Source organism: Halomonas qinghailakensis, from assembly GCF_025820815.1.
Classification (GTDB): domain Bacteria; phylum Pseudomonadota; class Gammaproteobacteria; order Pseudomonadales; family Halomonadaceae; genus Vreelandella; species Vreelandella qaidamensis.
In genome coordinates, this window is record NZ_CP096973.1 from 1123757 (window position 1) to 1145579 (window position 21823).

Sequence of the window (21823 nt, forward strand, 5' to 3'; positions counted from 1 at the left end):
CATGGCTATTAAAAAAGTAGAAAACGGCTGGCAAGTGGATGTCCGCCCCTTTGGTGCGCATGGCAAGCGCATACGTAAAGTGCGGCCCTCCAAAGCAGAAGCCTTAGCCCTGGAACGCCGCATCTTGGCAAGCCCTGACAGCTATGTCACCCAAACAGGTGATAGACGCCGTTTACAGGATCTCGTCGAGCAGTGGTATGAGCATCACGGCCACACGCTAAAAAGCTCTAGGGATCGTGTCCGCTCGCTTCGCAAGCTGGCCGATGCACTTGGAAACCCACTCGCTAAAAAGTTTACGGCTCAACAGTGGGTCGAGTATCGCGCTAAACGCCTAAAAGAAGTCAAAGCCAACACCATTAACCATGAGCACACTTATCTAAAAGCGGTCTTCTCAGAGCTTGAGCGCCTCTCACTATGGTCATACGGCAACCCCCTTCAAAAAGTCCGCAAGGTACGCACTGACGAAACAGAGAAGGGCTATCTCGACGGTTATCAAATCAACCTACTGCTTGATCACCTTCGCGCCCAGGAGACCGACGACTGCTACTACATCACCGTGATATGCCTATCCACAGGCGCACGTTGGGGCGAAGCCCAGTCACTCAGAGCGGAGAACGTCCGCAAGGATCGCATCGTTTTCATTGGCACTAAGTCGGGCAAAACCCGAACCGTACCCATAGACCACGACTTGGCCAAGCAGCTACGCCAACGGCGGAAACTCGGACGCCTTTTCGGCAATCGCTACAAAGCCTTTGCCCGAGCTATTAAGGAACTCAAGATAGAACTACCGGAAGGACAGTTAACCCACGTGCTACGTCACACCTTCGCGAGTCACTTTATGATGAACGGGGGAAACATTCTGGTGTTACAGCAAATACTAGGGCATCAGTCGATCACAATGACCATGCGCTATGCCCACTTTGCACCGGATCACTTGGAGGAGGCAGCAAAGTTTAATCCAATCGCCACGCAGGGCTAGAAACCACTTGTTCAAAGTGTCCAACCGTTGGACACTTTATGGACAAAAACGAAAAAGCCGCCCTTTCGGACGGCTTTATCTAATTCTCTAACGCTTTGCTTTTAAACCACTTTTAGTGGTGCCGACACCAGGAGTCGAACCCGGGACCTACTGATTACAAGTCAGTTGCTCTACCAACTGAGCTATGTCGGCGCTTCACGCTTTCTTGAGAACATGATTGCTTCGCTGTTAAGCTCTACAATCAACAAGAAATCTTGTTGGCAATGGCTGGGGTACCAGGATTCGAACCTGGGAATGCCGATACCAAAAACCGGTGCCTTACCACTTGGCGATACCCCAACGTTTGGTGGCCAGAGACGGAATCGAACCGCCGACACGGGGATTTTCAATCCCCTGCTCTACCAACTGAGCTATCTGGCCGCTGCCAACGGTGCGTATTAAACTAAAAACTCAGCATTTCGTCAACACTTTCGTGAAACTTTCTTGCGAGTCACGTGCTTAGGGAACTTATTGGCGCTACCAAAAACGGCCAGAAGCCGCGCCAGCTGTAAGATTGCGCTGCATTCATCCCTTCTCACAATCTTCACTAATTGCTTACGCCTGGGTTGGCGGTACGTAACCTTCTGCTTGATCCGTAGTCTCATTATCTAGAAAACGCTGCATTTGATCCATCAGGTAGGCGCGTGCCTCGGGTTCTAACATGTTGAGATGCTTTTCATTAATCAGGCGCGTTTGTAGTGCTTGCCACTCTTCCCAGGCCTGCTTAGACACTGTGGCTTGAATTTCTTGGCCCTGCTTACCCGGCAACGGCGGAAATGGCAGAGCCGTTAACTCTTGCTGGTACTTGCGGCAGAAAACGGTGTTGCTCATGGTGTACTCCTTTATGAATAACAGTACGCGAAAATAAGTAATAACGCGGAAGAGGTTAGTGTGACGGACCTGGCGTTGGATCGAGGGTAAATGGCACTAACTGGCTCAGCAGCGATTTAACCGGAGCTGCCAAGCCCAGCGCCGGGGGGTGGTTGATGTCATACCATACGCCGCCCTCTCTTACACCACTCAGCCTATCGCAACTAACCGGCTGAGGCGTAATCGATAGGCGAAAATGACTAAAGGTATGGGTAAAGCTGGGTAGGGGCGCATGGCGTTTAGGGGAAACGACATGATCGGCAAGCCAGTCGTTAAGCTCACCATGGCGTTCAAATTGAGGCAGGCTCCATAGGCCTCCCCACAGGCCGCTGGGTGGTCGTTGCTCTAACCACACCCGTCCTTGACTGTCTTGCAACATCAGCATGATAGTGTCACGGGTCGGCAGGGCCTTTTTGGGCTTGGATTCCGGATAGCGTTGCGGCTCACCTTCGGCATAGGCGCGACATGCGTCGTTAAACGGGCAAATTGGGCAATCCGGCTTGCTGCGTTTACAGAGCGTGGCGCCGAAATCCATGATGGCCTGGGTATAGTCAGCAAGCCGGGTATCAGGCGTGTAATACTCGGCCAGTGCCCACAGTGAGCGTTCTATCGCTGGCTTACCTGGCCAGCCAGCGATGGCATGTAAGCGGGTCAGAGAGCGCTTTACATTGCCATCTAGAATCGCTGCCTGTTTATCAGCACTTTGCGCGATAATCGCGCCAGCAGTGGAACGCCCTATGCCTGGCAACGCCATCAACGTTTCTACGCTATCGGTGGGTAGTTCTTCCCCATAAGCTGCGAACGCCACTTGAGCCGCTTTGTGCAGGTTACGAGCACGGGCATAGTAACCAAGCCCGGTCCAAAGATGCAGCACATCATCTTGGGGAGCATTTGCCAGTGCTTCTAACGTAGGGAAACGCGTCATAAAACGCTTGAAATAGGGAATGACGGTAGTGACCTGGGTTTGTTGGAGCATAATTTCAGATACCCAAACCCGGTAGGCACTGCGAGGCGACTGCCAAGGCAGGTCATGCCGACCATACTGATCGAACCAAGTAAGCAGGCGGCGTTGAAACTCTTCCGCCGTAAGACACGGCGTTGGCATGTCGGCCATAAAAACTCCTTAAAACAGTAAAACTGTTAACAGCCATTAGCAGGTAGGCAATCTTTTCACAGCGGTCACTAGCACCAAAAAAAGCGCCGGCGTTGGGACCGGCGCGACACTTATTGGTTGAATACAAAGCTTATCTACATGCTTAATTAAATAGACGACGGATCCCTTCACGCAACTCCTGACCAGCGCCTTCTCCTAAACGTTCATCAATACGATCAAGCGAGTCGCCTAGCCGTTCTTCCAGCTCTTCCTCAACTCGGCTGCCAGCTTCATTACGCAGGAGGTCTACCACCGCAGCTTGGAAAGCAGAGCGATCAAAGCGGCACCATTGGGTTTTATCGTCGCCTACATGGCCTTCACAGCGTACCGGGAGCGGCAGCTGCTCTAAACGCGGGTTCACATTACAGGCAGCATCAGCGGTATCGACCAACCTCGCATTCGCTTCCGTGGTGAAGTTCAGCGTATTGAGATTGAGCTCCCCCTCCCCCTGCACATCAATGCCTGGAAGAGTGATCAGCAGATCGTCGCTGTTCACAACACCATTGCGTACTTGAAAGGTTGCGTCAAATCGCTCAAAGCGTGTGTCAGGCTCCCACTCTCGTAGGGTGCCTTCGCCCTCTAGCTGCGCCACTACCTCACACAATTGCTGGGAGATATTCGTTTGCAGAATAGCGCCATCGTTCAGCCGTGCACTTAGCTCTCCGTTAAGATTACTCGTGAGCACGTCACGGCGATTGCCTTGAGTTGTCAGCGCTCCTTCTAAGTTAAAGCGGCCTCGCAATGGTGACGCTTCCTCGCTAAACGTTTCGATGAGTGGTGCCACCTGAACATCACTGACACGTGGAGAAAGCTGCCATTCGAGCACGTCAGCAGTGGCATCAAGACGACCTGTCGAGCTAAGCTCGCCCCCATAGAAACGCGACTCAAAGGCCGTTAGTTGGTGGTTACCGTTCTCTCCACGTAAGCTTAGCGAGGTCTCATCGAACACTAATCCAGACAGGATAAGCTGATCAACGCTTAAGTCCCCCTCTAGCGATAGCGTACTCAGCCATGCCTGAGGTAATAGCGCCCCGTCGGTTTGAGCGAAGGCGTTGCGCAGTAAACCTCGGCTAGCTTGCTGCGCCGTTTCAGGACCAGGCAGGTAATGATCAATATTCAGTTGGTCGCCTTCTAGATTAAAGGTAAGCTGAGTTCCGTCTAGCGCAGCGGAAACGTTGCCTGTGAAGGTACTGTCATCAACCACTAAAGAGAGCCGCGGTAGTGCAACCTGCGCCGTGTCACCTTCAATCGGACTGGTCATTGCCACATCACTTAAGGCAACTTCGCTAGCTGTTGTCAGCGTAACCCCTAACCGTGATAGCCACGGACGCAGTGTAAAGGGAGCTGCGGTTAGTTGGCCGCTATAGCGAGGAGCATCAAGTAGCTGCGCGATATTGAGGTGTCCACTGACTCTCAGCCCATCTGGTCCGGTTAATTGAGCATCTTTAAGTTGGGCGGTTTGAGCCGCAAAGTCGCTTTCTAAACCAAATGCCAACGATAGCGCGAGGCTACCCTGCCAGTTTTCTGGATGACGTAAACCCGCGTCTACGACACCCTCGCGAATCGTCAGTTGTTGCTCCCCCATCCGGGCAACGATTTCAGCTGCTTTCAAGCTGAGCTGCTGCGGATCACTTTCTCCAGCGCGTCGCGTACGGGTCGTCAACTGAGTGTTTTCAAAAACCAACTGCTCATCTTTTAAGCCTAAACGAAGACGGGTTTCGAGATTAACTTCGCTGGCCAGGTCGGGTGTGCGCTCCAGCACTTCTGCATCTAAGCGATTATGCTTAGTCAGTGTAAACATGGTTTTTAACGGAAAAGAACGCACAGGATTAACATTGGTGCCTGAAATATTGAGCGGCTGCACTCGCCAAAGCGCTTGGCTTTGCTCATCACGAAAGCGAATGTCAGCATTCTTCACTTCAACACTGGCGATGTTCAATACAACCGATAAATTACCAGCATCTGCGTTAGGGCCAGCACTTGCGGGCGCCAGAACGGTTTCCGCTGTTTCGTTGCCCTGTTCAGCAAGACGCTCTAGTAACGGCTGCCAATTCCCTTCCCCTTGCTCATTCTTTTCAAGGTTCAGACGCATACCGTCTAGGGTTAATCCATCGACAGCGATTTCGCCGCGCAATAAGGGGGCGAAAGCCACGCTAACTTCAGCCCGATTAATGGCAGCAAACGCACTGTCATCCTGAGATTGCTCAGGCAACCATGCTCTTGCCTGCTCAACACTAACCCCAATACGCGGATAAAATGACCATGTAATAGGGCCTTCCAACGCTAGGTTTAGGCCAGTTTGTTCTTCTACCACAGCGGTTAGCCGAGGCTTGAAGTCTTCCGGGTCAAGAAAGGTGGTGACATACACCACTGCGGCAACGGCGACGATCGCTAAAATACCTACCGCGGCCAGCAAAATACGGAGTAGCTGCTTCATTACCCTTTTCCTTGTGGGTCTAACTCAACAAAATCACTGGTGATGGGTGCATCCGTCTGCGCGGCTGATTCGTTAGCGATAGGGCGATAACCAAGCTTGGAAAGCAGTACACGATCAGCTAACGGTAGCGACGACGTTTCGATGCGCAGTACACGCCCTTCTTGTTTTGCCTGTTCGCCCAGAAGTGCCATTAATCGCGTGCCTACACCGCGCCGCCGGGTGGGTTTACGCACGCACAGTTCTGAGAGCCACCACGCGCGGTCGTCTGTTTCTTTTATTGCAACGGCACCAAGCAAGCGATCGTTAAAATGTGCACAGGCAAAAAAATGCTGCCCTTTCAAGTGCTGCTCAATAAAAGGAGTGACCGTTGGTGTGGGCATTCGCTCTTGGGGTGCATCTTCATAAATGCGTATTAGGTCAATACGCACTTGCTCTTCTGCTTCCCAACGAGCCTGGTCGACGTAGTGCAGTGTCACCGGCATGGTGAAATCCTCTTTGCCAAAGCAGCAAGGCTGCTATTCTACCGCCAGCAAAGGCGGCTACCTTTCGCGCATTGTAGCGGATGGGGGCACCGATTCACTATAATGGCCGCTTTGGTCATAAGTTATGCATTGATCCAGCGGTGATAACATTACCCAACGATCCACCATCCCCCTTCAGAGTGCGCATCAGCGCAGGAGATGTAACATGTCAGCGCGTATTGCCACGGTAAGCCGTGACACCAACGAAACGCAGATTACGGTCAGCGTCAACCTTGATGGTGAAGGCCGCCTCCGCAGCGACACCGGCGTTCCGTTTCTTGATCATATGCTTGATCAGGTGGCTCGTCATGGGATGGTGGATCTCGATATTGACGCAAAGGGCGACCTACATATCGATGATCACCATACGGTTGAAGACCTAGGCATTACGCTAGGCCAAGCGTTTCATCAAGCGATAGGCGATAAGCGCGGCATTTATCGCTATGGGCATGCCTACGTGCCGCTTGATGAGGCACTATCGCGAGTCGTCATCGATTTTTCTGGCCGCCCAGGTCTTTATATGAATGTCGACTTCACCCGCGATACCATTGGCCGTATGGATACCCAACTGTTTTGGGAGTTTTTCCAAGGCTTTGTCAATCATGCGCGTGTAACACTGCATATCGATAATATAAAAGGCTTTAATGCGCATCACCAGGCTGAAACTATTTTTAAAGCGTTTGGTCGCGCGCTGCGCATGGCAGTGGCAGAAGACCCACGTATGGCGGGGCAAATGCCGTCTACTAAAGGGAGCCTATAATGCCGAGCATTACGGCTAGCGATAGCTCGCTAACGATAACAAGGAGCGCTTTATGACCATCGCAGTAATTGATTATGGAATGGGCAACCTGCACTCTGTGGCAAAAGCGCTTGAGCACGTTACTCACGAAAATGTGATTATCACTCGCGACCCCCGGCGCATTTTAGGTGCAACACGCCTAGTGCTCCCCGGCCAAGGGGCTATTCGGGACTGTGTGGGCGAGCTGGAACGTACCGAACTACGCGGTTTAGTCGACGACATTCTTACCCGTCAAGCCAAACCACTATTGGGCATATGCGTGGGCCAGCAGATGCTGATGGAACGTAGCGAAGAGAACGGCGGCGTAGATTGCCTGGGCTTTTTCCATGGCAGCGTCGACCGTTTTCCGGCCAATATGCGTGATGATTATGAGCAGCGCCTGAAAGTACCGCACATGGGCTGGAATCTCGTGGCACAGCATCACGACCACCCGCTATGGGCAGGCATTGACGATCACGAACACTTCTATTTTGTGCACAGCTACTACGTCAATGCGGCTGAAGATGCCCAAGTGTTCGGCACCACCCAGTACGGCAAGGTTTGCGCTCATGTAGCGATTGGTCGCGATGCCACCTTCGCTGTGCAGTTCCATCCTGAAAAAAGCTCCCGCGCGGGCCTGCGCCTGCTAGAAAATTTTGTCACCTGGACGCCCTGAGAGGTTTCACTATGTTAGTAATTCCCGCGATTGATCTCAAAGACGGCCAGTGTGTGCGCTTGAAGCAAGGCCGCATGGAAGATGCAACCTCTTATGGTGATGATCCCGTTGCCATGGCTGCCCGCTGGGTAGAAGCGGGCGCTCGCCGCCTGCACTTAGTTGACCTAAACGGCGCCTTTGAAGGCAAGCCAGTAAATGGTGATGCTGTTACTGCGATTGCCCGTGCCTACCCTAACCTACCCATTCAAATTGGTGGCGGTATCCGCTCCGCGGAAACCATTGAGCATTATCTAAATGCCGGGGTGTCTTACGTTATTATTGGTACGAAAGCGGTCAAAGAACCCGACTTCGTCGGCGAAATGTGTCGTGCATTTCCAGGCCACATCATTGTTGGCTTAGATGCTAAAGATGGCTATGTAGCTACCGACGGCTGGGCGGAAGTATCCACGTTAAAAGCGACTGAACTTGCCAAGCGCTTTGCCAATGACGGCGTCTCAAGCATTGTCTATACCGACATTGCCCGCGACGGCATGATGCAAGGCGTCAATGTGGAAGCCACTGCTGCGCTAGCTCGTGAAGGCGGCTTACCGGTGATTGCTTCCGGCGGTGTCACCAATTTAGATGACATTCGTGCGCTGTGTGATGTCGCGGACAGTGGCATTTTAGGCGCCATTACCGGCCGCGCGATCTATGAAGGCAGCCTAGATGTAGCAGAAGCCCAGCGCTTAAGCGACCAGCTTAGCGGAGGCCAAAAATGAGCTTAGCGAAACGTATTATCCCTTGCTTAGATGTCGATGCTGGGCGCGTAGTGAAAGGCGTTAACTTTGTAGGAATCCGTGATGCTGGCGACCCGGTTGAGATCGCTCAGCGCTACAATCAACAAGGTGCCGATGAAATCACCTTCCTCGATATTACCGCCAGCCACGAAAACCGTGACACAACGGTCGATATGGTAGAGCGCATAGCTGGTGAAGTGTTTATTCCCCTCACGGTTGGGGGCGGCATCCGTAGCTGCGATGATATTCGTACCATGCTCAATGCTGGTGCTGATAAAGTCTCAATCAATACAGCGGCAGTGACCAACCCAGAATTTGTCCGCGAAGCGGCTGAGCGCTTTGGTAGCCAGTGTATTGTGGTGGCGATTGACGCTAAGAAGGTGTCTAAAGAAGGCGAAACGCCGCGCTGGGAAATTTTCACCCACGGTGGACGACGTCCGACGGGCCTAGATGCCGTCGAGTGGGCCAAAAAGATGGTGGAATTTGGTGCTGGCGAGTTACTGCTAACCAGTATGGATCGAGATGGTACTAAAGTGGGTTTCGACCTGGGGGTTACCCATGCTATTTCTGAAGCCGTCAGCGTGCCGGTGATTGCTTCTGGCGGTGTGGGAAACTTAGACCACCTAGTCGATGGTGTACTGAAAGGCGGTGCCGATGCGGTTCTGGCAGCAAGTATCTTCCACTTTGGTGAGTACACCATACCTGAAGCAAAACGCTATATGGCCGAGCGCGGCATTGAAATGCGCCTTTAATGAGGCACCTTAGCAACTCCCCCCTTCGCAGGAGCACTACATGCCTCGTTCTTATCAATGGTTGGGTGGGATAGCAGGAATATGGCTGAGCACCACTGTCTCAGCCTTTTCTTTGCCTGATTGGCCGCCAGTGTTGGCTCTCGATCACACGCTGGTACAAACCAGTTTACTCACACGCCACTTCGACCCTGACCCCGAGCACACCAATCAGCAGAGCTTGATCAGTATTGAGCTGCATAATCCTAACCGCTGGTTAACAGGGGCGGCATGGTTTAAAAACTCTTTTGATCAACCGACCTGGTACTTCTATACGGGTCGTGAGTTTCCTCTCTGGCAAGTTGCTGAAGGGCTCAACGTGCGCGCCAAGCTGACTGGCGGACTATTGCGTGGCTATAAAGGTGAATACCGCGACAAAATTCCCTTCAATCATTTAGGGGTAGCGCCTGCGCTTCTACCCAGTATTGGCGTGCAATGGGGGCGCGTAGAATCAGATCTGATTATCTTCGGCACCGCCGGCATGATGGTGACGGCGGGCCTGCGGTTTTAACCAGCGTTGCCAGTTACTCTTCGCCCTCGTCTAAGGTTAAACCTAGATTACTAATGCCGTTATTACGTCCTAGCTGACGAATTTCTTTGAGGGAAGCTTTATTAATTGGCTCACTCACGGCGTCCAAAACAGCGTCCTGGAAATCGTTTTCGTCGGCCATCAAGGGATGGTCGCGAATGATCAGCGCAAGCGCCTGGGCATCTTCCTCACCTTCGGTTAGCTCGATAAACGCGCGCACCCCCGCCCGCGAGGTGCGACTGACATCCAGCACAGCTTCAGGCGACTCACCTTGCAACGTATCTAACAGCGCGGATACAGAGACAACGGCATCTAACGCTCGGCGCGCGCCAAAGCTTTCATCATCTTCCGGAGGTTCGCACTCCGCCAGCTTTTCCGCCTGCCGAGCAAAGTCGATACTCGCGTTTGGAACACTTAATCGCTCCCATACCAAACTCAACACGGTACGCAGCGTATGCTCATCACCTAGGCCCGTGGTTTGTTGATAAAGCGCGTAGTTAGGTAGCAGGCGCTCACAAAGGGCAGCCATAAACGCTTGCTGAGCGGGCAACGGCAACTGTTGAAGCCGCTGGTAAAATCCTAGGGGTTTAGCCACCATGCTGATTTCCTGGGTCACAATATTGGTGAAATGAACGCGATACGTTATCGTCGCACAAACGCGGCAGGAGATCCCTATCGCGCTATTAACATCGGCCGGCGAGGAGATTACCATGCATATCCATCTGCTACAGCACGGCCCTGACCATGGCCCAGCTCGTCTAACTGACTGGCTTGAAAGTATGGGCCATAGTTATACCGTGTTTCACCTTTACGCAGGCGAATTAACCCCGCGGCTCGGTGAGTGCGATGCATTAATTATACTGGATGGCCCCGAGCCTTTCGTGAATGATCCCCCCGATTGGTTTAAAGCTGAGCGAAAGCTAATTCATCGTTATCTCGATGGTCAAAAACCCGTATTAGGTATTGGTTTAGGCGCACTGTGGATAGCACAAGCGCTAGATGCGGTTATTGCACCGGGCACCTACCCTGAAATCGGCTGGCACCCAATAACATTGGCCCCAGAAAGCACTTTTGACCTGCCCGAACACTTCGAGGCATTTATGTGGCACCGCTTCGTATTTAGCTTACCGGAAAGTGCACTTCCGCTCGGAGGTAGTGCGGCTGCACCGCTACAAGGGTTTTCCTGGGACGCAGGGCGGGTGATCGGTTTGCTATGCCACTTTGAGACTACCCTCACCAGCGTGATTCCACTACTTCATACAAGTGAGCGACCACAGCCCAAAACGGCCGCGGCAGGGCGTTTTATACAAACCAATGAGCAGATTTTGGACGATGCTTCCCGCTTTCATCAGTTAGCGCCCCTACTAGACCGCGTGATGACCCAATGGCTGAAAGTTGCATAAGCCGCTGCATAAGCCAAGCCGTTGGTGAATAAAACGCCGCTAGGTGCTCCATTGCTTAGCGGCTTCTAAACAACTTTCCCAATCGCCAACGTGCAACTGCATAGGGCGACTATCTCGATTTTTTTCAAGATGATAGCGATAAAGTGGGTCGTAATATTCTGTTAGTAGTGGCGCAAGCCATGCCTCATGGGCTTGGATATTGCCTCGCGCATGGGCACCAAAGGCCATGGCCTGCAACCGCTGCAGACGCTGCAAACGAGCATTTCCTAGCCGCTTAGCCAAACGCTCTAAGGCATTAGCCAGCTGGCGCTGCATACGCCGCCAGCCCTCTTGCTGGCCGTAACGAGCGATATAATTCCGTTCAAGTGCTTCGATATAGTCGCGACGCAACTGCTCTAAGCGCCAATCTAGGGGCATCTCAATACGTATGCGCGGTGCACGTTGCATAGCTTGCCAGAAGGGAAGCGGGATATTGGCATTGCCGATTTGTCGCGACTCATCCTCTATCACCAATTTTCCTGACAGACCAATTAAACGCTTAGCCAAAGCATGCTCAAAATTAATTTGGGTCGTCGGCTCTTCTGGCTGTCGGCCAAAAGCCGATCCTTTATGATTGGCAAAAGCTTCCAGATCAATGCCGTTACTCAATTGATTAATAAGCATAGTTTTTGCGCAGCCGGTCAGCCCCGCCACCACTAACATCGGTTGGTTGGATGCTTCATCAATGCGCTGACATAGCCGTTGACGCAACGCTTTCCAACCACCGTCAATACGTGGCCTGCTTATACCTGACTCGGCTAGCCACTGCTGTGCAATTTGCGAACGTAGTCCTCCGCGAAAACAGTAGATAATAGCCTCTGGGTGGCTCACTACGTACGCCTGCCACGCAGCAACACGTGCTTGCTTAGTCTTACCGCTAACTAAACGCTCACCTAGGCCAATTGCCGCCTGCTGCCCCTGTTGTTTATAAGCAATGCCAACGTGATGACGCTCATCATCCACCATTAGCGGTAAGTTAACCGCGCCAGGCAACCCCCCTTGAATAAACTCAACTGGAGCACGCACATCGATTAGCGGCGTTTCTTTCGCGATTAAGTTTAACGAGGCCGGTACAGTGGCTAAGGTCATCCAATAACCTCTATCAAAACGTCGCCCTGAGAAATTTTCATAGTGCCAAACGGTACCAACGTAATGCCATGCTCTCGACCAATGCGCTCAACATCATCTTCCCAAGCAGGATCAACACTCACCAACAAACCACCTGACGTCTGAGGGTCGCACAGCCATTGCCAATGAGCATCGTCCATCACAGGTAGCGCTTTACCCAACGCATCGCGGTTACGCTGAGAACCTCCTGGAACAGCCCCCTGTCGACGGTAAGCTTCGGCTTCTGCTAAACGGGGTAAGCGGCGAAAATCGATCTGCGCCATCACACCGCTTGCGCTGCACATTTCAGCTAAGTGTCCAGCAAGGCCAAACCCTGTGACATCCGTCATGGCGTTAACGCCTTTCACCTTAGCTAACTCAACACCAATATGGTTGGTCTTGAGCATCGTTTCGCGGGCAAGGCCGTGGTGCCCAGCTTCCAACAAACCACGTTTTTCGGCCGTAGTTAATAGCCCCACGCCAAGTGGCTTGGTTAGAAATAATAGGTCATCAGGCTTTGCTTGGCTGTTGAGCTTTAAATGCGCTAAATCGACCAAACCATTAACCGCTAAACCAAACATCGGCTCAGGGGCGTCGATTGAGTGTCCTCCCGCTAACGCCACACCTAGTTCACGACAGACAGCCTGGGCACCGGCAACAACATCACCCGCTATTTCAGCACTGAGTTTATCTAGCGGCCAACCTAAAATTCCTAATGCCATGACCGGCGTGCCACCCATAGCATATACATCGCTAATCGCGTTAGTGGCAGCAATACGACCAAAATCAAAGGGATCATCGACAATCGGCATGAAGAAATCGGTGGTCGCAATCATGCCGCGACCATCACCCAAATCATATACCGCTGCGTCTTCGCGCCCTTGATTGCCAACAATGAGCCGCTTGTGGCCCGCCGCAGGGCCCGCTTTAGCAAGAATTCCATCCAGCACGTCTGGGGCAATTTTGCAGCCACAACCCGCTCCGTGACTATATTGAGTTAACCGAATCGAGCTCATAACGTTTCTCCTTAACCATGGTGTTATTCCTTAGCGTAGCTTACGCTATAGCGCGTCCAGGGCATCACTCAGTTTATCGACGGGAATGACCTCCATGCCTTTTGGCGCCTGTTTAGGCGCATTTCCACGCGGCACAATTGCCCGTAAAAAACCGTGTTTAGCCGCTTCAGCAATGCGCTCTTGTCCACTTGGCACTGGCCGTATCTCTCCTGATAGCCCCACCTCGCCAAATACCACTAACTCTTTTGGTAGTGCGCGATTCTGTAAGCTAGAAACCACCGCCAGCAGTACCGCCAGGTCGGCACTGGTTTCAAGCACTTTCACACCCCCAACCACGTTTAGGAAAACATCTTGATCACCAGTAAACAGACCACCATGGCGATTTAACACGGCTAGCAGCATAGCCAGTCGGTTTTGATCAACGCCAACGGCTACACGGCGAGGGTTACCCAGTGCAGATTCATCGACTAACGCCTGCACTTCTACCAAAATTGGTCGGGTTCCTTCCCACACCACCATAACCAAACTGCCAGGCGCCTGTTCTTCTTGGCGTGATAGGAAAATCGCGCTGGGGTTTTTAACTTCTTTTAAACCCTGCTCAAGCATTGCAAACACACCCAACTCATTCACCGCACCGAAGCGGTTTTTTTGACCACGTAATGTTCTAAAGCGCGAGTCAGCCCCACCTTCTAACAGCAATGAGGCATCAATCATATGCTCCAATACTTTAGGGCCAGCCAGCGTGCCATCTTTCGTCACGTGGCCTACTAGCAACAATACTGTGTTCGTTTGCTTAGCAAAGCGTGTCAGCGCTGCTGCAGACTCACGCACTTGGGCAACGCCGCCCGGCGCTGAGCTAATATCTTCAAGATGCATGGTCTGTATAGAATCGATCACTAGAATTTCGGGTTTTTCTCGTTCGGCCACCGCTAGAATTGTTTCAACACTGGTTTCCGCTAACATCTTTAACCCATTAGTAGGCAGCTGTAAGCGGTGGGCACGCATTGCCACTTGAGAAAGCGACTCCTCCCCGGTGACATAGAGAATACGCCGCTGTTGGGCAAGCTTGCAGGCGGTTTGTAACAGTAAAGTGGACTTACCAGCACCTGGATTCCCCCCTAGCAATACGGCAGACCCTGGCACTAGGCCGCCGCCTAACACACGATCAAACTCAGCAAAGGTCGACGTCAGGCGGGGGACCTCACTTAGATCCACATTACCAAGATCTATCACTTCACGGGATAAATCCCCTGCATACCCTGTTCTTCCCGTTGCAGCTCCATTGCCAGGACGCGCACTGGCCAAACGAATCTCGCTCAGCGTGTTCCATTCCTGACAGCTGGAGCACTGGCCTTGCCACTTTCGATACTCTGCACCACATTCGGTGCATACAAAGGCACTTTTTGCTTTCGCCACCGCCTTATTGCTCCTGTTGTGATCGCCCTTTATATCGCCACTGAACGTCATACGCCAAATGGCTAGAAATGCAAAAGGCGGCCAATGGCCGCCTTTGAGCGTCGCTTCATACTTTATTGACGCTGTAACTGCAGCATCTCACCATTTTCGAAACGACGACGCTCTGGGTCGATCAGCTCTAGCGTGCGCTCATTAATACGCTGGAAGTAGTAGATCTGACCATCGCCATTCGGGGTTAACTCATAGACAGTAGCATCTGGATCAGAGGGGGTGCCTGACAATACTTCCCAGTTTCCCTCATAGTTTTCGTCTGGCGGTGTTTGAGGATGATTACGGTAAGTGGCGTTTAAGGTGAACGTCCTTTCTTCAGGAGCACTCATTTCTTCGCCCATCATCGTTACATCCAGATCGATACCATCACAGTTGCGGCAAGGCAGCGTACCTTGGTAATTAGTCTGAGAAGCAGTCATCCCAGCGTCTTCACCCTGGTCCGTTGGGCCAGATGCACAGCCCGCCAGCAGTGCCAACATAGCCGAGCCGGCTAGCAAACTCCTAAATTGCATTGAGTGTCTCCTTATCGTGTTGGACATACATTTCTTTCGCGCGCTTATGACAGCATAACCGCTACAAGGTGCGACGCCCACCCCTCCCTAATTGAATGCTTGGTGAATGCTTGCGCTCCGGCAGCCATCAGGCGACCATGGAGGTATTCTGTCAGGACAATTAGGTTACCCACATGAGCCAATACTGGAGTCCAGCCGTTAGGGGACTTACCCCCTATGTGCCTGGTGAACAGCCCCGTGAACAGGTTACTAAACTCAACACCAATGAAAACCCTTACCCCCCAGCGCCAGGGGTAAGCGAGGCACTACGCAACTATGCTACCGATCATTTGCGCCTCTATCCTGACCCAACTTCACACGCACTGCGTACAACGTTAGCAGAAAGCTATAATGTTAGCGTAGCAGAAACCTTCGTCGGTAATGGGTCTGATGAAGTACTCGCGTTTGCGTTTCAGGCTTTCTTCTGCCACGACGCACCGCTTGATGTTCCCTCAATTACCTATAGCTTTTATCCTGTTTATGCCAACCTTTATGGCATCACTCTTCGCAAGCATCCACTGAATGACCAGTGGGAAGTCGATGTTGATGCTCTAGCGAATGCCTCAGAGCGCAGTGGTGTTATTTTTGCTAACCCAAATGCGCCAACTGGCCATGCGCACTCACTCGATACCATTGAGTCGCTGCTTAAACGCGTGACGAACCGGGTTGTATTAATTGATGAGGCTTATGTTGATTTCGGCGCAGAAAGCGCTGTCTCCTTAATTAAGCGTTACCCTAACTTGCTAGTCACTGGGACGTTTTCTAAATCGCGCAGCTTAGCTGGTTTACGCTTAGGCTACGCGATTGGTTCACCGGAGCTTATTGATGGTCTTCAGCGGGTTAAAGACTCATTTAATTCCTATCCCGTCGATAGCTTGGCAAGTTTGGTAGGAATTGAAGCACTAAAAGATAAAGACCACTTTGATGCCTGCCGGAATAACGTCATCGCAACGCGCGAGCGCACACGTCAGCGACTTGAACAACTAGGCTTTGAGGTTTTACCTTCAAAAGCTAACTTCGTGCTTACTCAACATCCTGATTTTGAAGGCGCTCAGCTGTTTGCAGGCCTTCGCGAGCGGGGAATTTTGGTACGTCATTTTAATACTGACATGCTCAACAACTTCTTGCGCATCACCATCGGCACAGATGATGAAATGGATAGCTTAATAGAGGCGCTGGAAGCGATCTGCCGCTAATCCTTACATTTTCTAAACATAAAAACACCCCGAAGGTTAGATTATGTGTCCAACTCTCGGGGTGCAGTTCAAAGCCCTGGGGGACTTTTTCGAATAAGTCACTGACGATGACTCCCCCCAGCCCTCCGAGCCGCCCTCGTCATTCCCGCAGGCCCTTAGCGGGAATCCATGTTGACCTGGGGTTTTGGGCTTCAGCAAGCCAAGGTCAAGGTGGATTCCCGATAACCTCACTCGGGAATGACGGTGTGGTGACTCGGGAATGACGGTGTGGTGACTCGGGAATGACGGTGCGGTAGGCACCAACAAAAAACCCAGCCGGGTGGCTGGGTTTTTTGTTTAATAAGTGCCTGACGATGACCTACTCTCGCATGGGGAGACCCCACACTACCATCGGCGCTAAGCGGTTTCACTGCTGAGTTCGGCATGGGATCAGGTGGTTCACGCTCGCTATGGTCGTCAGGCGTAACAGGTAATGCATATCATGCTGACAGTGTTTTGTGTCGTCTCTTTTGTCTTAAGCCTGTCGTGTATCACGGTGGGCTTAATCCGCGTATCCGGTTTTCTGAGTGTTGTCACACTCGTTTCGTTATCACTGCGACCAGACCCCTTGGGTGTTATAGGGTCAAGCCTCACGGGCCATTAGTACACGTTAGCTCAACGCCTTGCAGCGCTTCCACACCGTGCCTATCAACCAGCTGGTCTCGCTGGGCCCTTCAGGAGGCTCTAGGCCTCAGGGATGTCTCATCTTGAAGGGGGCTTCCCGCTTAGATGCTTTCAGCGGTTATCCCGTCCGCACATAGCTACCCGGCAATGCCACTGGCGTGACAACCGGAACACCAGAGGTGCGTCCACTCCGGTCCTCTCGTACTAGGAGCAGCCCTTCTCAAACATCCAACGCCCACGGCAGATAGGGACCGAACTGTCTCACGACGTTCTAAACCCAGCTCGCGTACCACTTTAAATGGCGAACAGCCATACCCTTGGGACCGACTTCAGCCCCAGGATGTGATGAGCCGACATCGAGGTGCCAAACACCGCCGTCGATGTGAACTCTTGGGCGGTATCAGCCTGTTATCCCCGGAGTACCTTTTATCCGTTGAGCGATGGCCCTTCCATACAGAACCACCGGATCACTAGAACCTGCTTTCGCACCTGCTCGACGTGTCTGTCTCGCAGTCAAGCACCCTTATGCTCTTGCACTCACTGCACGATGTCCGACCGTGCTGAGGGTACCTTCGTGCTCCTCCGTTACTCTTTGGGAGGAGACCGCCCCAGTCAAACTACCCACCACACACTGTCCTCGATCCGGATAACGGACCTGAGTGAGAACGCCAATGATGCCAGGCTGGTATTTCAAGGTTGGCTCCGCTCGAACTGGCGTCCGAGGTTCAAAGCCTCCCAGCTATCCTACACAGGCAACATCAGCGTCCAGTGTGAAGCTATAGTAAAGGTTCACGGGGTCTTTCCGTCTAGCCGCGGGTACACCGCATCTTCACGGCGATTTCAATTTCACTGAGTCTCGGGTGGAGACAGCGTGGCCATCATTACGCCATTCGTGCAGGTCGGAACTTACCCGACAAGGAATTTCGCTACCTTAGGACCGTTATAGTTACGGCCGCCGTTTACCGGGGCTTCAATCAAGAGCTTCGCCTTACGGCTAACACCATCATTTAACCTTCCGGCACCGGGCAGGCGTCACACCCTATACGTCCGCTTGCGCGTTAGCAGAGTGCTGTGTTTTTACTAAACAGTTGCAGCCACCTGGTATCTTCGACCGGTTCGGGCTTGGAGAGCAAGTCTCGTCACCCTACGCCGGCGTGCCTTCTCCCGAAGTTACGGCACCATTTTGCCTAGTTCCTTCACCCGAGTTCTCTCAAGCGCCTTGGGATTCTCACCCTGACCACCTGTGTCGGTTTGGGGTACGGTCGCACATGATCTGAAGCTTAGAGGCTTTTCCTGGAAGCGTGGCATCAATGACTTCCTGACCGTGGTCAGTTCGTTTCGTGTCTCGGCCTTAGAGCATCCCGGATTTACCTAGGACACCAGCCTACTCACTTTCACCAGGACAACCAACGCCTGGCTCACCTAGCCTTCTCCGTCCCCCCATCGCAATCATGTCCGGTACGGGAATATTGACCCGTTTCCCATCGACTACGCCTTTCGGCCTCGCCTTAGGGGCCGACTCACTCTGCTCCGATTAGCGTCGAACAGAAACCCTTGGTCTTCCGGCGAGGGAGTTTTTCACTCCCTTTATCGTTACTCATGTCAGCATTCGCACTCGTGATACCTCCAGCGAACTTCTCAATTCACCTTCATTGGCTTACACGACGCTCCTCTACCGCTCATCCAGAGGATGAACCCGTAGCTTCGGTACCTGGTTTAGCCCCGTTACATCTTCCGCGCAGGCCGACTCGACTAGTGAGCTATTACGCTTTCTTTAAAGGATGGCTGCTTCTAAGCCAACCTCCTAGCTGTCTGAGCCTTCCCACATCGTTTCCCACTTAACCAGGATTTCGGGACCTTAGCTGACGGTCTGGGTTGTTTCCCTTTTCACGACGGACGTTAGCACCCGCCGTGTGTCTCCCACGCTTGCACTCGCCGGTATTCGGAGTTTGCCTCGGGTTGGTAAGTCGGGATGACCCCCTAGCCGAAACAGTGCTCTACCCCCGGTGGTGATACGTGAGGCGCTACCTAAATAGCTTTCGAGGAGAACCAGCTATCTCCGAGCTTGATTAGCCTTTCACTCCGATCCACAAGTCATCCAAATCTTTTTCAACAGATCCTGGTTCGGGCCTCCAGTTGATGTTACTCAACCTTCACCCTGCTCATGGATAGATCGCTCGGTTTCGGGTCTATATCCAGCGACTGTGTCGCCCAGTTAAGACTCGGTTTCCCTACGGCTCCCCTAAACGGTTAACCTCGCCACTGAATATAAGTCGCTGACCCATTATACAAAAGGTACGCAGTCACAGAACAAGTCTGCTCCTACTGCTTGTACGCACACGGTTTCAGGATCTATTTCACTCCCCTCTCGGGGTTCTTTTCGCCTTTCCCTCACGGTACTGGTTCACTATCGGTCAGCCAGGAGTATTTAGCCTTGGAGGATGGTCCCCCCGTCTTCAGTCAAGGTTTCTCGTGCCCCGACCTACTCGATTTCACATGATCAGATTTTCGACTACGGGGCTATCACCCGCTGCGGCCGAGCTTCCCAGCTCGTTCGTCTAATCAGTCACATGCTTAAGGGCTGGTCCCCGTTCGCTCGCCGCTACTAGGGGAATCTCGGTTGATTTCTTTTCCTCAGGGTACTTAGATGTTTCAGTTCCCCTGGTTCGCCTCTTACGCCTATATATTCAGCGTAAGATACTCATCTTATGATGAGTGGGTTTCCCCATTCAGAAATGCCCGGGTCACAGGTTGTTTGCCACCTCGCCGAGCCTTATCGCAGGCTACCACGTCTTTCATCGCCTCTGGCTGCCTAGGCATCCACCGTGTGCGCTTCATTGCTTGACCCTATAACCCGAAGGAGTCTGGGGTTCGCAATGATAACGATTGCCGGATACGCTTGAGACGTATCACAAAACAATTACGTATAAACACTTCAAAGAAGCGTTTATGTCAGCATGATATACATTGTTAAAGAGCGACTGCTATGCGCAGTGATAAGCGGCTGCTTTTTTCACGTTAAAAAAAGAAGGGTCTTTAAAACAAAGCTCTTTAAAAGAACTCTTTAAAAGAACTCTTTAAAAAAAGATCTTTTCTCTTTTTCCAATAGGAAGAAAACGCTTATCACTGCGTATCAACAGCATTCTGATCAGGTAATTCATTGTGAGCGCTTACCGCGAGGGATGATGCATCGTTTAAGGAGGTGATCCAGCCGCAGGTTCCCCTACGGCTACCTTGTTACGACTTCACCCCAGTCATGAACCACACCGTGGTGATCGCCCTCTTGCGTTAGGCTAACCACTTCTGGTGCAGTCCACTCCCATGGTGTGACGGGCGGTGTGTACAAGGCCCGGGAACGTATTCACCGTGACATTCTGATTCACGATTACTAGCGATTCCGACTTCACGGAGTCGAGTTGCAGACTCCGATCCGGACTGAGACCGGCTTTTCGGGATTAGCTGACTCTCGCGAGCTCGCAACCCTTTGTACCGGCCATTGTAGCACGTGTGTAGCCCTACTCGTAAGGGCCATGATGACTTGACGTCGTCCCCACCTTCCTCCGGTTTGTCACCGGCAGTCTCCTTAGAGTTCCCGGCATTACCCGCTGGCAAATAAGGACAAGGGTTGCGCTCGTTACGGGACTTAACCCAACATTTCACAACACGAGCTGACGACAGCCATGCAGCACCTGTCTCTGCGTTCCCGAAGGCACCAAGTGATCTCTCACAAGTTCGCAGGATGTCAAGAGTAGGTAAGGTTCTTCGCGTTGCATCGAATTAAACCACATGCTCCACCGCTTGTGCGGGCCCCCGTCAATTCATTTGAGTTTTAACCTTGCGGCCGTACTCCCCAGGCGGTCGACTTATCGCGTTAACTTCGCCACAAAGTGCGCTAGGCACCCAACGGCTGGTCGACATCGTTTACGGCGTGGACTACCAGGGTATCTAATCCTGTTTGCTACCCACGCTTTCGCACCTCAGTGTCAGTGTCAGTCCAGAAGGCCGCCTTCGCCACTGGTATTCCTCCCGATCTCTACGCATTTCACCGCTACACCGGGAATTCTACCTTCCTCTCCTGCACTCTAGCTTGACAGTTCCGGATGCCGTTCCCAGGTTGAGCCCGGGGCTTTCACAACCGGCTTATCAAGCCACCTACGCGCGCTTTACGCCCAGTAATTCCGATTAACGCTTGCACCCTCCGTATTACCGCGGCTGCTGGCACGGAGTTAGCCGGTGCTTCTTCTGCGAGTGATGTCTTTCCTAATGGGTATTAACCACTAGGCGTTCTTCCTCGCTGAAAGTGCTTTACAACCCGAAGGCCTTCTTCACACACGCGGCATGGCTGGATCAGGGTTCCCCCCATTGTCCAATATTCCCCACTGCTGCCTCCCGTAGGAGTTCGGGCCGTGTCTCAGTCCCGATGTGGCTGATCATCCTCTCAGACCAGCTACGGATCGTTGCCTTGGTGAGCCATTACCTCACCAACTAGCTAATCCGACATAGGCTCATCCGATAGCGGGAGCCGGAGCCCCCTTTCTCCCGTAGGACGTATGCGGTATTAGCCTGGGTTTCCCCAGGTTATCCCCCACTACCGGGTAGATTCCTATGCATTACTCACCCGTCCGCCGCTCGTCAGCATCTAGCAAGCTAGATCTGTTACCGCTCGACTTGCATGTGTTAGGCCTGCCGCCAGCGTTCAATCTGAGCCATGATCAAACTCTTCAGTTTAAAATCATTGTGATGCTTACTCGTCACCCGACAACATAATGTTGACGAACAACAAAAGCGCATCAAACTTGGCTCAAGGTTCAAACGAATTCATTTCAATTTACATT

The 21823-nt window shown here is 52.4% G+C and carries 17 protein-coding genes, 3 tRNA genes and 3 rRNA genes; 8 read left to right on the top strand and 15 right to left on the bottom strand.

The window, feature by feature from the left end; all coding sequences use genetic code 11:
* The first annotated feature begins 1 nt into the window (after window position 1).
* Entirely contained in the window at window positions 2-979 is a 978-nt protein-coding gene (locus tag M0220_RS05235; RefSeq protein WP_264018881.1) for a phage integrase, read from the top strand.
* Window positions 980-1095: 116 nt separating this feature from the next.
* Here M0220_RS05235 and M0220_RS05240 read toward each other — a convergent pair.
* The 7 genes from M0220_RS05240 to M0220_RS05270 all read right to left on the bottom strand — a co-directional run bounded on the left by M0220_RS05240 (window position 1096) and on the right by M0220_RS05270 (window position 5960).
* A tRNA-Thr gene (locus tag M0220_RS05240) sits at window positions 1096-1171 on the bottom strand.
* Between the two features lie 72 nt (window positions 1172-1243).
* Window positions 1244-1318 (bottom strand) — tRNA-Gln (locus M0220_RS05245).
* Between the two features lie 5 nt (window positions 1319-1323).
* Window positions 1324-1399: transfer RNA gene (locus M0220_RS05250), tRNA-Phe, on the bottom strand.
* 174 nt (window positions 1400-1573) lie between these two features.
* Window positions 1574-1849, bottom strand: coding sequence for an oxidative damage protection protein (locus M0220_RS05255; protein WP_030074668.1), 276 nt, complete (start codon window positions 1847-1849; stop codon window positions 1574-1576).
* A 55-nt stretch (window positions 1850-1904) separates the two neighbouring features.
* Window positions 1905-3002: an A/G-specific adenine glycosylase gene (gene mutY, locus M0220_RS05260; RefSeq protein ID WP_264018882.1), complete on the bottom strand. Its 1098-nt coding sequence runs from the start codon at window positions 3000-3002 to the stop codon at window positions 1905-1907.
* A 142-nt stretch (window positions 3003-3144) separates the two neighbouring features.
* The gene (locus tag M0220_RS05265; protein WP_264018883.1) at window positions 3145-5478 is read right to left on the bottom strand and encodes an AsmA family protein; all 2334 of its coding nucleotides are present in this window, start codon (window positions 5476-5478) and stop codon (window positions 3145-3147) included.
* Window positions 5478-5960: a GNAT family N-acetyltransferase gene (locus M0220_RS05270; RefSeq protein ID WP_264018884.1), complete on the bottom strand. Its 483-nt coding sequence runs from the start codon at window positions 5958-5960 to the stop codon at window positions 5478-5480. Before M0220_RS05270 ends, M0220_RS05265 begins: the two co-directional genes overlap by 1 nt.
* 205 nt (window positions 5961-6165) lie before the next feature.
* On the opposite strand from M0220_RS05270, the gene hisB reads away from it, so the two are divergent.
* Genes hisB through M0220_RS05295 form a run of 5 tightly spaced genes read left to right on the top strand, consistent with a single transcriptional unit; the run spans window position 6166 to window position 9528 of the window.
* Window positions 6166-6759, top strand: a complete 594-nt coding sequence (hisB, locus tag M0220_RS05275; RefSeq protein ID WP_030074661.1) for an imidazoleglycerol-phosphate dehydratase HisB — start codon at window positions 6166-6168, stop codon at window positions 6757-6759.
* Window positions 6760-6811: 52 nt separating this feature from the next.
* Window positions 6812-7453 carry an imidazole glycerol phosphate synthase subunit HisH gene (hisH, locus tag M0220_RS05280; protein WP_030074659.1) on the top strand — a complete coding sequence of 214 codons (642 nt, stop codon included), beginning with the start codon at window positions 6812-6814 and terminating at the stop codon, window positions 7451-7453.
* Window positions 7454-7464: 11 nt separating this feature from the next.
* Window positions 7465-8211 carry a 1-(5-phosphoribosyl)-5-[(5-phosphoribosylamino)methylideneamino]imidazole-4-carboxamide isomerase gene (hisA, locus tag M0220_RS05285; protein ID WP_030074657.1) on the top strand — a complete coding sequence of 249 codons (747 nt, stop codon included), beginning with the start codon at window positions 7465-7467 and terminating at the stop codon, window positions 8209-8211.
* The gene (hisF, locus tag M0220_RS05290) at window positions 8208-8981 is read left to right on the top strand and encodes an imidazole glycerol phosphate synthase subunit HisF (protein WP_030074655.1); all 774 of its coding nucleotides are present in this window, start codon (window positions 8208-8210) and stop codon (window positions 8979-8981) included. The genes hisA and hisF overlap by 4 nt, the downstream gene beginning before the upstream one ends.
* 40 nt (window positions 8982-9021) lie before the next feature.
* Window positions 9022-9528: a hypothetical protein gene (locus M0220_RS05295; protein ID WP_264018885.1), complete on the top strand. Its 507-nt coding sequence runs from the start codon at window positions 9022-9024 to the stop codon at window positions 9526-9528.
* A gap of 13 nt (window positions 9529-9541) precedes the next feature.
* Here the strand turns inward: M0220_RS05295 and M0220_RS05300 are convergent, their stop codons facing one another.
* On the bottom strand, window positions 9542-10144 hold the full coding sequence (locus M0220_RS05300; protein ID WP_264018886.1) for a YjaG family protein: 603 nt from the start codon (window positions 10142-10144) through the stop codon (window positions 9542-9544).
* 112 nt (window positions 10145-10256) lie between these two features.
* On the opposite strand from M0220_RS05300, the gene M0220_RS05305 reads away from it, so the two are divergent.
* A complete protein-coding gene (locus M0220_RS05305) occupies window positions 10257-10949 on the top strand; it encodes a type 1 glutamine amidotransferase (RefSeq protein ID WP_030074652.1) in 693 nt (230 codons plus the stop codon).
* A 39-nt stretch (window positions 10950-10988) separates the two neighbouring features.
* Here M0220_RS05305 and mnmH read toward each other — a convergent pair whose 3' ends face one another.
* The 4 genes from mnmH to M0220_RS05325 all read right to left on the bottom strand — a co-directional run bounded on the left by mnmH (window position 10989) and on the right by M0220_RS05325 (window position 15090).
* Complete coding sequence (gene mnmH, locus M0220_RS05310) at window positions 10989-12077, bottom strand: tRNA 2-selenouridine(34) synthase MnmH (protein ID WP_264018887.1); 1089 nt, start codon at window positions 12075-12077, stop codon at window positions 10989-10991.
* A complete protein-coding gene (gene selD, locus M0220_RS05315) occupies window positions 12074-13111 on the bottom strand; it encodes a selenide, water dikinase SelD (RefSeq protein WP_264018888.1) in 1038 nt (345 codons plus the stop codon). The genes mnmH and selD overlap by 4 nt, the downstream gene beginning before the upstream one ends.
* Window positions 13112-13156: 45 nt before the next feature.
* Complete coding sequence (gene radA, locus M0220_RS05320) at window positions 13157-14527, bottom strand: DNA repair protein RadA (RefSeq protein WP_264018889.1); 1371 nt, start codon at window positions 14525-14527, stop codon at window positions 13157-13159.
* A 113-nt stretch (window positions 14528-14640) separates the two neighbouring features.
* Window positions 14641-15090 (bottom strand): copper resistance protein NlpE, encoded by a 450-nt coding sequence (locus M0220_RS05325; RefSeq protein WP_264018890.1) that lies wholly within the window; start codon window positions 15088-15090, stop codon window positions 14641-14643.
* Between the two features lie 173 nt (window positions 15091-15263).
* Between M0220_RS05325 and hisC the strand changes: the two genes are divergently transcribed.
* Complete coding sequence (gene hisC / locus M0220_RS05330; protein ID WP_030074643.1) at window positions 15264-16325, top strand: histidinol-phosphate transaminase; 1062 nt, start codon at window positions 15264-15266, stop codon at window positions 16323-16325.
* A gap of 345 nt (window positions 16326-16670) precedes the next feature.
* Here hisC and rrf read toward each other — a convergent pair.
* From rrf to M0220_RS05345, 3 genes are all read right to left on the bottom strand, one after another.
* A 5S ribosomal RNA gene (gene rrf / locus M0220_RS05335) occupies window positions 16671-16786 on the bottom strand.
* Window positions 16787-16943: 157 nt separating this feature from the next.
* Window positions 16944-19835, bottom strand: a 23S ribosomal RNA gene (locus M0220_RS05340).
* 348 nt (window positions 19836-20183) lie between these two features.
* A 16S ribosomal RNA gene (locus M0220_RS05345) occupies window positions 20184-21716 on the bottom strand.
* Together the 16S, 23S and 5S rRNA genes form the textbook arrangement of a ribosomal RNA operon.
* Window positions 21717-21823 lie beyond the last annotated feature (107 nt).